Source organism: Streptomyces sp. NPDC055239, from assembly GCF_053606205.1.
Window position 1 is genome coordinate 164,712 of sequence record NZ_JBSGRD010000010.1, and the last position, 14,574, is coordinate 179,285.

The 14,574-nt window shown below is 70.7% G+C and carries 12 protein-coding genes; 8 read left to right on the forward strand and 4 right to left on the reverse strand.

Annotated features, from left to right (window positions below; all coding sequences use genetic code 11):
• The first annotated feature begins 159 nt into the window (after positions 1-159).
• Positions 160-1,443 (forward strand): adenylosuccinate synthase, encoded by a 1,284-nt coding sequence (locus tag ACWFRJ_RS29050; RefSeq protein WP_453537157.1) that lies wholly within the window; start codon positions 160-162, stop codon positions 1,441-1,443.
• A 100-nt stretch (positions 1,444-1,543) separates the two neighbouring features.
• On the opposite strand, the gene ACWFRJ_RS29055 is transcribed toward ACWFRJ_RS29050, so the two are convergent.
• Positions 1,544-3,550 carry a serine/threonine-protein kinase gene (locus ACWFRJ_RS29055; RefSeq protein WP_453537160.1) on the reverse strand — a complete coding sequence of 669 codons (2,007 nt, stop codon included), beginning with the start codon at positions 3,548-3,550 and terminating at the stop codon, positions 1,544-1,546.
• Positions 3,551-3,745: 195 nt separating this feature from the next.
• On the opposite strand from ACWFRJ_RS29055, the gene ACWFRJ_RS29060 reads away from it, so the two are divergent.
• Both ACWFRJ_RS29060 and ACWFRJ_RS29065 read left to right on the forward strand, forming a co-directional pair.
• Positions 3,746-4,411, forward strand: coding sequence for a DUF4956 domain-containing protein (locus ACWFRJ_RS29060; RefSeq protein ID WP_453537163.1), 666 nt, complete (start codon positions 3,746-3,748; stop codon positions 4,409-4,411).
• The gene (locus tag ACWFRJ_RS29065) at positions 4,408-5,220 is read left to right on the forward strand and encodes a VTC domain-containing protein (RefSeq protein ID WP_453537166.1); all 813 of its coding nucleotides are present in this window, start codon (positions 4,408-4,410) and stop codon (positions 5,218-5,220) included. Before ACWFRJ_RS29060 ends, ACWFRJ_RS29065 begins: the two co-directional genes overlap by 4 nt.
• Here the strand turns inward: ACWFRJ_RS29065 and ACWFRJ_RS29070 are convergent.
• Both ACWFRJ_RS29070 and ACWFRJ_RS29075 read right to left on the reverse strand, forming a co-directional pair.
• Complete coding sequence (locus tag ACWFRJ_RS29070; RefSeq protein ID WP_453537169.1) at positions 5,153-6,502, reverse strand: sensor histidine kinase; 1,350 nt, start codon at positions 6,500-6,502, stop codon at positions 5,153-5,155. The genes ACWFRJ_RS29065 and ACWFRJ_RS29070 overlap by 68 nt on opposite strands.
• Entirely contained in the window at positions 6,502-7,230 is a 729-nt protein-coding gene (locus ACWFRJ_RS29075; RefSeq protein ID WP_453537172.1) for a response regulator transcription factor, read from the reverse strand. The genes ACWFRJ_RS29070 and ACWFRJ_RS29075 overlap by 1 nt, the downstream gene beginning before the upstream one ends.
• 72 nt (positions 7,231-7,302) lie before the next feature.
• On the opposite strand from ACWFRJ_RS29075, the gene ACWFRJ_RS29080 reads away from it, so the two are divergent.
• From ACWFRJ_RS29080 to ACWFRJ_RS29100, 5 genes are all read left to right on the forward strand, one after another.
• A complete protein-coding gene (locus ACWFRJ_RS29080) occupies positions 7,303-7,797 on the forward strand; it encodes a hypothetical protein (RefSeq protein WP_453537175.1) in 495 nt (164 codons plus the stop codon).
• Positions 7,798-8,008: 211 nt separating this feature from the next.
• Entirely contained in the window at positions 8,009-9,370 is a 1,362-nt protein-coding gene (locus tag ACWFRJ_RS29085; protein ID WP_453537178.1) for an aminotransferase class III-fold pyridoxal phosphate-dependent enzyme, read from the forward strand.
• A 241-nt stretch (positions 9,371-9,611) separates the two neighbouring features.
• A complete protein-coding gene (locus ACWFRJ_RS29090; protein WP_453537181.1) occupies positions 9,612-10,337 on the forward strand; it encodes a GntR family transcriptional regulator in 726 nt (241 codons plus the stop codon).
• Positions 10,334-12,805 (forward strand): dolichyl-phosphate beta-glucosyltransferase, encoded by a 2,472-nt coding sequence (locus ACWFRJ_RS29095; RefSeq protein ID WP_453537184.1) that lies wholly within the window; start codon positions 10,334-10,336, stop codon positions 12,803-12,805. Before ACWFRJ_RS29090 ends, ACWFRJ_RS29095 begins: the two co-directional genes overlap by 4 nt.
• A gap of 89 nt (positions 12,806-12,894) precedes the next feature.
• The gene (locus ACWFRJ_RS29100) at positions 12,895-13,545 is read left to right on the forward strand and encodes a hypothetical protein (RefSeq protein ID WP_453537187.1); all 651 of its coding nucleotides are present in this window, start codon (positions 12,895-12,897) and stop codon (positions 13,543-13,545) included.
• Positions 13,546-13,630: 85 nt separating this feature from the next.
• Here ACWFRJ_RS29100 and ACWFRJ_RS29105 read toward each other — a convergent pair whose 3' ends face one another.
• Positions 13,631-14,377, reverse strand: a complete 747-nt coding sequence (locus ACWFRJ_RS29105; RefSeq protein ID WP_453537190.1) for an SLATT domain-containing protein — start codon at positions 14,375-14,377, stop codon at positions 13,631-13,633.
• Positions 14,378-14,574 lie beyond the last annotated feature (197 nt).

Consider the following 14,574-nt stretch of genomic DNA (forward strand, 5'->3'; position numbering starts at 1 on the left):
GCCCTTTCTTTAGTCCTCGGGTAGCATCTTTGTGCAAGAGCCCCTTGCGCTATTGCGCCAGGGGCTTGGTCTATTCCGGGGCAGCATCCAAGGCACACCCATACGGCGGCTACGGCCCCTAGACCTTGGACATGCCCCGCCCGGAAGGGGTGTACGCCTGTGCCCGCACTTGTGCTGCTCGGTGCTCAGTGGGGTGACGAAGGCAAGGGAAAGGCCACCGACCTGCTCGGTGGCTCCGTGGACTATGTGGTGCGATACCAGGGCGGCAACAATGCCGGCCACACGGTCGTCGTAGGCGACCAGAAGTACGCGCTGCATCTCCTCCCTTCCGGGATCCTCTCCCCGGGCTGTGTACCGGTCATCGGCAACGGAGTCGTCGTCGACCCGTCGGTCCTGCTCTCCGAGCTGAGCGGTCTGAACGAGCGCGGCGTCGACACGTCGAAGCTTCTGATCAGCGGTAACGCGCACATCATCACGCCGTACAACGTGACCGTCGACAAGGTGACGGAACGCTTCCTCGGCAAGCGCAAGATCGGCACGACGGGCCGCGGCATCGGTCCGACGTACGCCGACAAGATCAACCGCACCGGCATCCGCGTCCAGGACCTCTACGACCAGTCGATCCTGGAGCAGAAGGTCGAAGCGGCCCTTGAGGTCAAGAACCAGCTCCTCACGAAGCTGTACAACCGCCGCGCCATCGAGGTCGGCCAGATCGTCGAGCAGCTCCTGGAGCACGGCGAGAACATCAAGGGTTACGTCGCCGACACCACCCTGATCCTCAACAACGCGCTCGACGAGGACAAGGTCGTCCTGTTCGAGGGCGGCCAGGGCACGCTCCTGGACGTGGACCACGGCACGTACCCCTTCGTCACCTCCTCGAACCCGACCGCGGGCGGCGCCTGCACGGGTACGGGCGTCGGCCCGACGAAGATCAGCCGCGTCATCGGCATCCTGAAGGCGTATACCACGCGTGTCGGCGCGGGCCCGTTCCCGACCGAGCTCTTCGACCAGGACGGCGAGGACCTGCGCCGCATCGGCGGCGAGCGCGGTGTGACGACGGGCCGCGACCGGCGCTGCGGCTGGTTCGACGCGCCGATCGCGCGCTACGCGACCCGCGTGAACGGCCTGACGGACTTCTTCCTCACGAAGCTGGACGTCCTGACGGGCTGGGAGCAGATCCCGGTCTGCGTGGCGTACGAGATCGACGGCAAGCGCGTCGAGGAACTCCCGTACAACCAGACGGACTTCCACCACGCGAAGCCGGTCTACGAGTACCTCCCGGGCTGGTCCGAGGACATCACCAAGGCACAGACCTTCTCCGACCTGCCGAAGAACGCGCAGGGTTACGTGAAGGCCCTGGAGGAGATGTCCGGCGCCCCGATCTCCGCGATCGGCGTGGGTCCGGGCCGCACGGAGACGATCGAGATCAACTCGTTCATCTAGTTCATCCAGCTCGTCCAGTTCATCCAGCGGTTGCCGCTGTACGAGGAAGGGGGCGCCCCGGCTGAAGCCGGGGCGCCCCCTTCTGCTTCCCACGGCGTCCTCAGCCCTCTTTGTCGTACGTCAGGCCCTTGTCCGTGCCGGTGTTCTCGCGGTGCAGCCTGCCGTCCGAGAGCAGCGTGACCGTGCTCGCCTTGCCCGGTCTGCAGGAGGTCGCGGGCTCCCCGACGATCACGTCCGTCGGCCCGATGCGCAGGGTGTTGCCGCTCGCCGACTCCAACTTGCCCTGGAACACGCAGTGGTACGTGCCGCCCGTGTCGGTCGGGCCGTCCGCCGTGATCGAGATGACGGTGTCGCCGACCTCGCCCTGCTGGAGGACGAGCTGCCGGGAGTTGCTGCCCAGGTTGTTCTGGATGGAGCCGTTCCAGGTGCCGAGGAACTTGTCCGGGATCGTGCCCTCATCGGCGTTGGACGCGGGGGACGTGGACGGGGTCTCGGGCTCCGTCGACTTGTCGTCGGACGGCGTGCCCGGCGTGCCCGGCGTCGAAGGGGCAATGTCGGAAGGCGACTTCGAGTTCGTGCCGCCCGCCTTCGTGGTGCCGTCGCCCTTCATCACCGCGTACACCGTGCCGCCCGCTCCTATGGCCACTATGACGGCCACCGCGATGAGCGCGGCGGTGGACCGGCCGCTGCGGCGCGGGGGTTCGGGCTGGGGATGGGGGTGGACGAGCGGGCCGTACGGGGGTGTGGGGCCGTAGGGCGGGGTGGGGCCGTACGGGCCTTGCTGGGGGTAGCCGTAGCCGGGCTGGGGGTGTTGCTGGGGCTGCGGCTGAGGGTGCTGTTGGGGGTAGCCGTACGCCGGGCCCGGTGGGGGTGTGGGGGGCGGTGCCTGGCCGGCGATCATCGTGGGGAGGTGGTCGAGCGGGGTCTCGCCGGGTCTTCCGGGCGGGGGTGGGGTGTCGCCGTCGGTGGGGGCGGGAGTGGGGGCGGGCTTGGCGCCGGTTCCGGCGGCGACTGCGGCAGCTCCAGCGGCTCCGGCCGCTGCGGCGGACTTGTGTGCGCCGCCCTCGCCACCCGCGGCCAGCTCCTTAGGCGGCGCGAGCGACACCGGCGCAACCGGTCCCTTGGATCCGTTGACGGACGGAGAATCAACCCTGCCCCCGTCCCCGTCCCCGTTCCCGCCCTCGTCCGGATCCTCGGTGTCGAGCAACTGAACGGCATGACGCCCGAGTTGGGCCACGAGCGCGCCCGGCAGCCAGGGATCCCGCGTCCGGCCGCCGTCGCCGAGCGTGTCCTCCGCCCCTGTCCGTTCGAGGAGTTGCTCCAGCGAGGGCCGGTCCGCGGGGTTCTTGCGCAGGCAGTCGCCGACCAGCTCGGCAAGCTCCTCCGGAAGGTCCTCCAGATTCGGCTCCTCCTGCGCGATACGGAACATCAGCGCGTGCACGCCGCTGTTGGCCGTGCCGAAGGGCAGCGCGCCCGAAGCCGCGTACGCGAGGACCGAACCCAGGCAGAACACGTCGCACGCCGGAGTGATCCGGTCGCCCCGCACCTGCTCGGGCGCCATGAAGCCGGGCGAGCCGACGAGGGCGCCGGTGCGGGTCAGGCCGCCGTCGGTCACCGTCTCGAGCGCGCGGGCGATGCCGAAGTCGATGACGCGGGGTCCGTCGATCGTGACGAGCACGTTCGACGGCTTGAGGTCACGGTGGATGAGGCCCGCCGCGTGAATGTCCTTGAGGGCGTTGGCGAGCCCGGCCGCCAGTATCTTCACGGACCTTTCGGGCAGCGGCCCGTGGTCGCGCGAGATGACGCTCTGGAGCGAGGGCCCCGCGACATATCCCGTGGCCAGCCAGGGGATCGCCGCATCGGTGTCCGCGTCGAGCACCGGCGCCGTCCACGCGCCACCGACCCGCCGCGCCGCCTGCACTTCCTGCCGGAAGCGGCTCCTGAACTCCTCCTGCTCGGCGAGCTCCTCACGCACCAGCTTCACCGCGACCGTACGTCCCCGGTCGGATCGCGCCAGATAGACGTGCCCCATGCCGCCCGCGCCGAGCCGCGCGAGCAGCCGATAGGCGCCTATTCGCTGTGGATCCCCGAGCCCCAGCTTCTCCATCGTCGCCCCGACCTCCCCCGTTGGTGTGCAACAGATCGAGGATAGTCGCGTGGTACGACATCGGGGCACGTACCGCCCGCTACGGCTCCGTAACGGGTTGTTGCGCATGGGTCGGGACGGGTTGTCGCGTACGCGCCGGGCTCGTTAACTCCCGCTGGGGGCGCCCTTAACCCGCCGTTCCCTAGCGTTCTGGTCATGGACAGCGCAGAAAACCTCGGGCAGATGGCCGCCCACCTCGGCCTCGACCTGGTGGCCGTGACCCTTCTGACCTTCGGGGTCTTCTATCCACGGCACCGCAGACGCGAGTTGGTACCCGCCTACCTCGCCCTGAACGTCGCGCTCTTCGCGGTCGTCTCCGCTCTCGCGAGCGCCGGTGGCAACGGCGGGCTCGCGCTCGGGTTCGGGCTCTTCGGGGTGCTCTCGATCGTGCGGCTCCGCTCGGACGCGCTGCAGCACCAGGAAGTGGCGTACTACTTCATCACCCTCGTACTCGGCCTCCTCTGCGGCCTTCCGGGCCTCGACCTGCCGGTCGCCGCCGGGCTCGCCGCCGTGCTGCTCCTGGTGATGTACGTCGCCGACCACCCCCGCCTCTTCGCCGGTGACCGGCGCGCCGTCATCACCCTGGACGCCGTGTACCGCGACGAGACCGAGCTCCGTGCCGAGCTGACGCGGTGCCTGGGAGAGCCGCTCGGCTGGACTGTCCAGGAAGTCGATTACGTCCGTGACCTGATGGTTCTGGAAGTCCGCTTCCGGCAACCGGAACCTTCCGAGAGGGTCGGGGAGTTCCTACGTACGGAACCACGACGCCGCACGACCCGGTCCCGCACGCCTGCCGTCCCCCACCAGAAGGAGACCGTGTGAACCCCGCCGTACGCGCCATCGGACGAGCCGCGCTCGCCGCGCACCCCATCTCGCTCGACGAGGTCAACGCACGGGCGGAGCTGCTCGCCCGCTACGACAACAGCTATCTCGTGCCGGTCGAGATCTTCGACGACCTGGCGGCCCTTCTCACGGACCCGCGCCGCGCCTCAGGACCCTTCCGGGCCCTGAGCATCGGCGGAAAGCGCTGGTTCAACTACCACTCCACGTACTACGACACCCCTGAGCTGCTCACCTACCACCACCACCGGCAGGGCAGGCGGCTGCGCTACCGCATCCGTGAGCGGGTCTACCAGGACAGCGGCGAGCGGCAGTTCGAGATCAAGCTGAAGAGCGGTCGCGGCGAGACGGTCAAGCACCGCCAGCGCCTCGAGGGCGACGACCGCGTGCTCGACGCCGAGCGACAGGGCTTCCTCGCGGGCGTGCTGAGCGGGTCGTACGGGATCGAGGCGCCGGGCGGCCTGACGACGGCCCTGGTCACCGAGTACCAGCGGGCGACTTTCGTGGCCGACGGCCAGCGGATCACGTGCGACGCGGGCCTCGTCGTCCGGGACGTGGCCACGGGCCGGTCGGTGGCGGCGGACTCCGGACTAGTCCTGGTGGAGACCAAGACGCAGGGGCATCTGACGGAGGCGGACCGTGTCCTTCACCGGTACGGGGTGCGGGCCGCGGACTTCACGAAGTACTGCGGCGGTTTCGCCGCACTGCGCCCCGAGTTGGGGGTCAACCGGTGGGCTCGTTCCGTCCGGGTCGCGTTCCCGCGGGCCTCGGAGGTGCCTGCGGGAAGGTGAGAGAAACCCGGGTGCCGTGGTTGGCGTCCGACGCCATGTCGAAGGTGCCGCCCGCCGTCTCCGCCGTACGGCGGGCGATGTCGAGGCCGAGCCCCGTGGAGCCACCGCCGCTCGAGCCGCGTTCCGCCGCGTAGGTGGCGGGGAGGCCGGGACCTTCGTCGGCGACGACGAGTTGGGCCTGGCCCGCCGGGTTGGTGCGGACCGTGATGCGGAACGGGGTGCCTTGGGGCGTGTGGTCCAGGACGTTGCCGATGAGGGCGTCGATGGCGGCGGTGAGGTCGTCCTCGGGGACGGGCACCGGGTGGGTTCCCTGCTGGGTCGACGTCTCGGTATCCCGCCCCTGGTCCTCCGCCAGGGGCAGCCAGAAGGCGGCGCGTTCGCGGGCCACGGCGGCCAGGTCCGCGTAAGGGGCGTCCCGCAATGGGCGGCGGGCCTTACGGATCACGTCGTCGACGCTGCGTTCGAGGGCGGCGACGTCCGCGGCGATGCGGTGCGCGTCCTCCGAGTCGCGCAGGGTCTCCGCGTCCAGGCGGAGGGCGGCGACGGGGGTGCGCAGGCGGTGGGCGAGGTCGGCGGCGTTCTCGCGTTCGGCGGTGAGGAGTTCGTCGATGCGGGTGGCGAGGTGGTTGAGCTGACCTGCGACGAGCCGGAGTTCGGGCGGGCCCTCGGGGGTGGCGCGCGCGGTGAGGTCGCCGGCGGCGAGACGGTCCGCGGTGCGGGCGAGACGTCGGGTGGCGCCGACCAGACGGGCGCCGAGCCGGTCGGCGAGGAGCAGCCCGATGAGGACGAGGCCGACCCCGATCCCGGCGAGCACGAGCCAGGAGGTCATGGTCCCGGCGTACAACTGGCGCTCGGTGAGGGTGACCTGGACGACCGCGGTGCCGTCGGCGGCGCCCTGGACGGGGACGAGGACCTCACGGCCGCCGGTGGAGGGCTCGTAGGTGAAGGCGCGACCGGTGCGGGCGAGCCGGACCGCCTCCGTGATGTGGGCCTGCTGATGCCGGGGGCTCGGCCCGATGACGGTGCCGTCGGCGAAGACGAGCGAAGTGTTCGGCAGATCGGACGCGTTGACGCTCTCCACGGTCTGCTCGGCGGTCTCGCGCTCCTCCGAGGTGGCGAGGTCGGGCCCGATGGCGTGCGCCACCCACTGGGCCCGTGCGGTGGCTTCGGCGGTGGTGCGGTCGGCGGCGTGGGTGCGGGTGAGCAGGGTGAGGGGGACGAGGAGGGCGGTGAGCACCAGGGCGGTGGTGGCGGCGGTGAGGAGGAGGAGACTGCGGCGCATCAGCGGGCCCCGGGGCCTTGGGCGGCGGGGAGTTCTGGGGTGGGCTCCTCGGGGGGCGTCAGCTTTACGCCCACGGTGCGGACGGTGTGGAGATAGCGGGGCGCTTGGGCGGTCTCACCGAGTTTCCGGCGCAGCCAGGACAGATGGACGTCGACGGTCTTGTCGGCCCCGCCCAGGGGCTGCTGCCACACCTCGGCGAGGAGTTCACGGCGCGATACGACTTGGCCGGGGCGGTGGGCGAGGTAGGTGAGAAGCTCGAACTCGCGGGGCGTGAGATCCAGGGCCTTCTCGTCGAGGGTGACTTCGCGTGAGGCCGGATCGATGGCGAGACCTCCCACCCGCAGCGGCTCATCGGCCGCCTCGGTCGCGCCGAGGCGGCGCAGTACCGCCTTGATACGGGCGTCCAGCTGGGCGGCACCGAACGGCTTGACGATGTAGTCGTCGGCCCCGTCCTCCAGGATCGCCACCATCTCCGGCTCGTCGTCGCGTGCGGTCGCGACGATGACGGGTACGTCGCTGACGGCACGGAGCATGCGCAGGATCTGGGCGCCGTCCACGTCCGGCAGACCCAGGTCGAGCACGACGAGGTCAGGGCGGTGGGTGACCGCCGCGTCCAGACCTGCCATGCCGCTGGGCGCGGTGGCGACGGCGTGCCCTTTGTCGCGCAGGGCGCGCACGAGGGCGCCGCGCAGCTGGGGATCGTCCTCCACGACGAGAAGATGGGCCATACATCCACCGTAGCCAGGTGCTTTGGGCGGCCCTTAACCGGGCGTTAGGAAACGGTGCGGCACAGTGTCCGGATGATCCGGATGAGGAAGTGGCGGAACGCGGTGGTGACCGCGGCATGGGTGGGCGTGGGCACGGCTGCGGGGGCGCTGGGCGCCTGGCAGCTGGCCAGTTCGGACAGCGGGGGAGCGGCGCACAGTCGTCCGCTGGACGAGGGGGCGGTACGCAGAGCGCTGGCGGCGACGTCGGCGTCTCCGAAGCCGACTCCGTCCGCGTCCTCTCCGTCGAGCAGCGCCCCCTCGGAGAAGGCGTCCGACCGCTCCACCCTGCGTTTCACGGGCGGAACGGCGACGGTCGAGTGCAGGGCCGACGGAACGGTGTACCTCGTCTCGTGGAGCCCGGCGGACGGCTTCCACATCGACGACGACGTGGAACGGGGCCCGGCCGCGGTGGCCCGCCTGGAGGCGGAGCCGAGCGACGACGACGATCAGGACGACCTGCCGTACGAGATCCGGTGCGGGGAGGACGGGGCGCCGCGGGCGAAGGTGGTGGCGGACGAGGACGACTAGCTTTCAGCCGGTCCGGCGTTTGAGGACGAACGCGGCGAAGCCGGTGATGACGGCAACCACAAGGCACAAGGCCCCCGCGCCGAGCGGGTTTTCGGGAAGGGGCGGGGTTGGGGAAAATTCCAAGGCCCCGACACACTGTCCAGTACCCCCCGCCGCCGCGAAACAGGACGCCCATACCCGGTCCACACCGTGGACATTTACCCTCGCCCACATGACCCCTCAGCCGAATCCCCAGGTCGGCGCCGCCGTCAAGGCCGCGGACCGCGCCCACGTGTTCCACTCCTGGTCCGCTCAGGAGCTGATCGACCCCCTCGCCGTAGCCGGCGCCGAGGGCTCGTACTTCTGGGACTACGAAGGCAACCGCTACCTCGACTTCACCAGCGGCCTCGTCTTCACGAACATCGGATACCAGCACCCGAAGGTCGTCGCCGCGATCCAGCAGCAGGCGGCGGAGATGACGACCTTCGCGCCCGCCTTCGCCGTGGAAGCCCGCTCCGAGGCCGCACGCCTCATCGCCGAGCGGACCCCCGGCGATCTCGACAAGATCTTCTTCACCAACGGCGGCGCTGAGGCCGTGGAGAACGCGACCCGCATGGCGCGCCTCCACACCGGCCGCCCCAAGGTTCTCTCCGCCTACCGCTCGTACCACGGCGGCACCTCCACCGCGATCAACCTCACCGGCGACCCCCGCCGCTGGGCCTCCGACAACGGCTCGGCGGGCGTCGTCCGCTTCTGGGCGCCGTTCCTCTACCGCAGCGCCTTCTACGCCGAGAACGAGCAGCAGGAGTGCGAGCGCGCCCTCCAGCACCTCGAGGACACCATCGCCTACGAGGGCCCGCAGACGATCGCGGCGATCATCCTCGAATCCGTGCCCGGCACGGCAGGCATCATGATCCCGCCGCCGGGCTACCTCAAGGGCGTACGCGAGATCTGCGACCGGTACGGCATCGTCTTCATCCTGGACGAGGTCATGGCGGGCTTCGGGCGTACGGGCAAGTGGTTCGCCGCCGATCACTTCGACGGCGGCATCGTGCCCGACCTGCTCACCTTCGCGAAGGGCGTGAACTCCGGCTACGTCCCGCTCGGCGGCGTCGCGATCTCCTCCGCTATCGCGGAGACGTTCGCCCGCAGGCCCTACCCGGGCGGTCTGACGTACTCGGGGCACCCCCTGGCCTGCGCCGCCGCGGTGGCGACGATCAACGTCATGGAGGACGAGGGCGTCATCGAGAACGCGGCCCGCGTCGGTACGGAGATCATCGCCCCCGCCCTCGCGGAGTTCGCCGAGCGTCACCCGAGCGTCGGTGAGGTCCGTGGCCTCGGCATGTTCTGGGCGCTTGAACTGGTGAAGGACAAGGAGACCCGCGAGCCTCTCGTCCCGTACAACGCCACAGGGGAGGCGAACGCTCCGATGGCCGCGTTCGGCGCTGCCGCGAAGAAGCAGGGCTTGTGGCCCTTCATCAACATGAACCGCACCCACGTGGTGCCTCCGTGCAACATCACGGACACGGAGGCGAAGGAGGGTCTCGCGGCGCTCGACGCTGCGCTGACTGTGGCGGACGAACACACGTCCTGACCCCGGCCCGGCCCTGCCCCGGCCCATAGCCGACGGCCGGCCCCGCCCTGCCCGCCGCTTCGCGACGGATCACTCCCGCCCACCCACCTGATTACCCGGGGTCATGGGTGGGTGGGAGCGAAAGATCCGCCCCCGCCCCCAAGGATTGGCCCCCGGCTCCCGGGAACCCCGACCGCGTAGTCTGACGTGCTCGTAAGCAACAAGACGACGAACACCGAGACGACTCCACGAGGGAACCCAGATGCCCGGCACCGACGGCCCCGCCGCCCCCGCCGTCATCCGCAGCACCCTGCGCCAGCAGATCGCCGACGCGCTGCGCGACGAGATCCTCGGCGGCCGTCTGGAGCCGGGGCAGGAGTTCACGGTCAAGGAGATCGCCGAGCAGTACGGCGTCTCCGCGACCCCGGTCCGTGAGGCCCTGGTGAATCTCGCGGCGCAAGGCCTCCTCGACGCCGACCAGCACCGCGGCTACCGCGTCCACGAGCACTCCCTCGCGGACTACCGCGGCATGCTGGAGGCCCGCAGACTCGTCGCCGACGGAATCTTCCGCGACCTCGCGAGGAACGGCACCCCGCTGGGACCCAAGCCCCAGAGCGAAGCCTCCGCCGCGCTCCTTTCCGTACGCCGCCGAGGCGAGGAAGCCGCCCGCGCCGCCTGCGCGGGCGACCTGAACGTCCTCATCGGCTACGACCTCCGCTTCTGGCGCGAGCTCAGCGCCCTCTTCGGCAACGCCTACCTCTCGGACTTCCTGCACCGCATCCGCGTCCAGTCCTGGGTCTGCGCCGTCACCTACCTCCGCCGCGCCGTCGAACGCGGCGACGGCGACCTGCGCGGCACCCTCTGGGCCCGGCACACCGAGCTCGTCGACGCCCTCGCGCACCGCGACCCCGAGGCCGCGCACGCGATCATCGCCGAGTACAACGCCCACTCGCTCGCCCTCATCGAACGTCTAGCGGCCGCTGCATGAGTGTGGACCTGACGGTCGTCGTCCCCGCCTACAACGAGGAACGGCGCCTGGCTCCCACGCTCGACGCGATCCGCGCGTATCTAGAGGGCGGAGAAGGCTCCACGGAAGGCGCGCAAGGCGCCCACGCCCGATGGGAGCTGATCGTCGTCGACGACGGCTCCACCGACGCCACCCTCGACATCGCCGCGGACGCCGAGGCCGCCGACCCCCGCGTCCAGCTCATCCACTCCCCCCGCAACCTCGGCAAGGGCCACGCCCTGCGCCTGGGCGTCCTGGCGTCACGCGGCGACCGCGTACTGATCACCGACGCCGACCTCGCCACCCCCATCGAGGAACTGGAGTGCCTCGACAAGGCGCTCGCCGACGGCCACACGGCCGCCATCGGCTCCCGCGCCCGCCCCGGCGCGACGATCGAGAGCCACCAGCACCGCCTGCGCGAACTGCTCGGCCGCAGCGGCAACCTCCTGATACGTACGGTCGCCGTCCCCGGAGTCCGCGACACCCAGTGCGGCTTCAAGCTCTTCGACGGCGACCGTGTCCGTGAGGCCTTCGCCGCGTCCCGCCTCCGCGGCTGGGGGATAGACGTCGAGATACTGCATTACTTCCGCCGCTCCGGCTGGCCGGTCGCCGAGGTGCCGGTGCGCTGGGCGCACCAGGAGGGCTCGAAGGTCCGCCCCTTCGACTACGTGAAGGTCCTCGCCGAACTGACCTCGCTCAAGATCCGCACCGTCCCCCGCAGGGACCTGCTCGTCGCGGCGGTCTTCCTGTCCCTGGCCGTCGTCCTCTACTCGGGCCGCCTGATCGCGCCGGACGACCGCTATCTCCCGGACTCCCTCCAGGACCAGAACCAGTGGGAGTGGTTCTTCGCGGTGACGGCGGACAACATCCGCCACCTCCACAACCCCCTCTTCACGACCCTCCAGAACTATCCCGACGGCGTGAACCTCATGGCCAACACGGTCATGCTCGGGCTCTCCGTCCCCCTCGCCCCCGTGACCTGGCTCTTCGGGCCCGCCGTCGCCCTGAACGCGGCGATGACGCTGGGCCTGGCCGCGACCGCCGTCGCCTGGTACTGGCTGATCCTCAGGCGTCTCGTACGTCACCGGGGCGCGGCAGCCGTCGGCGCGGCGCTCGCCGCCTTCGCGCCACCCATGATCAGCCACGCCCACGCGCACCCGAACTTCATGGTCCTGTTCATGATCCCGCTGATCATCGACAGGGCGCTGCGCCTCTGCGGGGGCGAAGGCGACACCGAAAGAGACGGCGAGGGCACGAGGGTCGTACGCGACGGAGTCGTCCTCGGCCTCTTCACCACCTACCAGATCTTCCTCGGCGAGGAGCCGCTGCTGCTCGCGGCGCTCGGCCTGCTGCTGTTCGCGGCGGCGTACGGGATCGCGCGCAGGGATGTGGCGAGGGCGGCGATCCGGCCTCTGGCGCGCGGCCTCGGCGTGGCTGTCGCGGTCACTGTCCCGCTGGTCGCCTTTCCGCTCTACTGGCAGTTCTTCGGCCCGCAGAGCTACACGAGCGTGCTGCACGGCGACGACGCGGGCAACAGCCCGCTCGCGCTCCTCTCCTTCGCGGAACGCTCGCTCGCGGGCAGCGAGCAGACCGCGCGCGCCCTCGCGGCGAACCCCACCGAGCAGAACGCCTTCTACGGCTGGCCCCTGGTCGCCCTCGCCTTCGCGATCGTCGTACGTCTCTGGGAGCGTGCGGTGGTGAAGGCGCTGGCGTTCACCGCCGTCGCGGCGGCGTTCCTCTCCCTGGGCCCGAAGTTCCGCATCCCCATGACGGACACCGTGCTCCCAGGCCCGTGGGCACCCCTGGCGCACGCACCCCTCTTCGAGTCGGTCATCGAGTCGCGGGTGGCGATGCTGTGCGCCCCTGCGCTCGGCATGCTCGTCGCGCTCGCGCTGGCGCGGCTGCTCGCTCCCGCCCGCCGGATGACGGCCACGCGGTACGCGGGCGTGGGCGCGGTCGCCCTCGCGCTCCTGCCGATCGTGCCGGCGCCGCTGCGGGCGGTGGACCGGGTACAGACCCCCGCGTTCATCGCCGACGGGACCTGGAAGAAGTATCTGGGGGACGGCGAGGCCCTCGTACCGGTACCGCTCCCGGACCCGGCAGGCGCGGATGCCCTGCACTGGCAGACAACCGCCGACCTGGACTTCCGCCTGCCCGGCGGCTACTTCAACGGGCCGTGGGGCCCCGACCGCATCGGCATCTACGGCGCCTCGCCCCGCAACACGTCGAACCTCCTCCAGGACGTCCGCTCGGCGGGCCGCGCACCGCGGATAACGGACGCCTGGCGCAGGGCGGCGCGCGAGGATCTGACGTACTGGAACGCGGGTGTAGTGGTCCTCGCGCCGCAGAGGCACGACGCCGCGCTGCGGGAGACGGTGGATGAACTCCTTGACCGGCCCGGAAAGTGGGTAGACGGGGTGTGGATCTGGGATCTGCACGGGGGCAGCTAGGGGGCACCTGCCCGGACTACGCTGCCTGAACGCGAGGAACGTCCGATGTCCGACATGAGCCGGACATGAGCCTGACCTGAGGAGCCCCCTTGGCCTGTGACCTGTGGCTGGTCCCGCTCGTCGACGTGCTGTGCCACAGCCCCGACAATCCCTTCGCCGAAGAGATCGCGGTGTACGACAAGGCGCTGCACGAGGCAGGCCTGCCCCCCGTCCCCGTCTTCGCCTACATGCCGGGCCTCTCCGGTGACGTGGCCCCGGTGGCGGGCTTCGACTACGACGCGCTGCATTTCCTGCGCCGGGCGTATCTGCTCCAGGTCTGCGGCCTTGAGGTCACGCCGGTGGACGAACTGGGCGGTGACTACGAGCAGTTGCTGGAGATGTTCGACACGACGGCCCAGCAGTCGCACCTCGTCTGGCACTACGACCACGCGGGGGCGTACGTCCCGGTCGACTTCCCCGCCCCTCTCTCGAACGACGAACTCCTCGCGGGTGGCGGCCCATTGGGCTCGGCCCACGCACTCCTGCGGGAGCTGGAGTTCGTGGCCGCGTCCATCGGCATCGACGCGTCCAACCCTCCTCGCCCTCCGACACCCCCCGAGGCGCCCACATCCCTGGAGGAACCGGCGGCCCCGGCCCCACCGGACGACAGCCCCTTCGCGAGGGAACGCCACGTATGGCTGGGCCTCCACGCGGCAACCACCCGAAGCCTGGCGCAAGGCTCAATGATCATCTACAGCTGACGACTCTCAGCCCGTCCGGTGTTCGAGGACCGGGGGCTGGGCCCGACAACCCCCAGCCCCCGCCCCCGCCCCCATTCCCCTCACTTCACCGAGGCTCCGGCGGCCGTTGCCGGGGCATATTGGGCCGGGCCCCCGGCGGCAGTGCGGCCCGAACCGGGGGAGCGCCCGCCTCCCCCCGGGAGGCCGGAACCACGGCCTGCATGGCCAACGGCGCGGGGCCCGACCGGAACTCCACCATCCAGTCCGCGGTCTCGGCCCGCACAAGCTCCGTCACATCCTCGGAGAACCGCCGAAGCACCCCGAGGCACCGATCGGCGGCCTCACTGGCAGTCCCCTCGGTCGGCCCGAGAACCTCCCGCACGCTCTCCGAAGCCCAGTCGAACTGCAGCACCTGAAGCCGCCGCTGCACGGCCTGCGCGGTGGCCACGTCCCGCATCCACCCGGACGTGAGCCCGAAGAACCGGTCGCACCCCACGCACGCGGCCCCCGCGAGCAGCGAGACGAACCCCCACGTGGCGACACCCCCCGCCGCCCCCGCCAGATCGAGCAGCGGAAGCACCCCCGCACCCACGGCCCCCACCGCTGCCCCGACCCGCGAGAGCCGCGCCCCGCGCCGCTTCCAGGCCCGGTCGGACAGATACCACTCCGCGGTGTCGAGCGCGCCCCGCTCCACCCACCGGTACAGCTCGTCGAGCCGCGCCGTGGGCTCACCCCAGTCGCCGGCGGGGAAGGCGCGCCCCGCCAGATCCCCGAGCCGAGAGCCGTCCGCACCCGCCCCGGCACCCTGCCCCTCCTGGGGCACCCCCTCGGGCTGCATCTCCGGCTGGCTCACCCGGCACTCCCTCTACCTCTACGAGATCCTTGATGGTGCTGATAGTGCTGATGGTGCGGAAGCGACTGAACGTCATCTGCTCATGCGCAGCCCCAGTCCTACCGCCCAATGGGTGGCCGTGAGCCCGGTATCGCGGTATTTCCGCCCGGAAGTGGGGCTTGATCAGGTATAGGAGTACGGCTGATCTCACTCGAAAG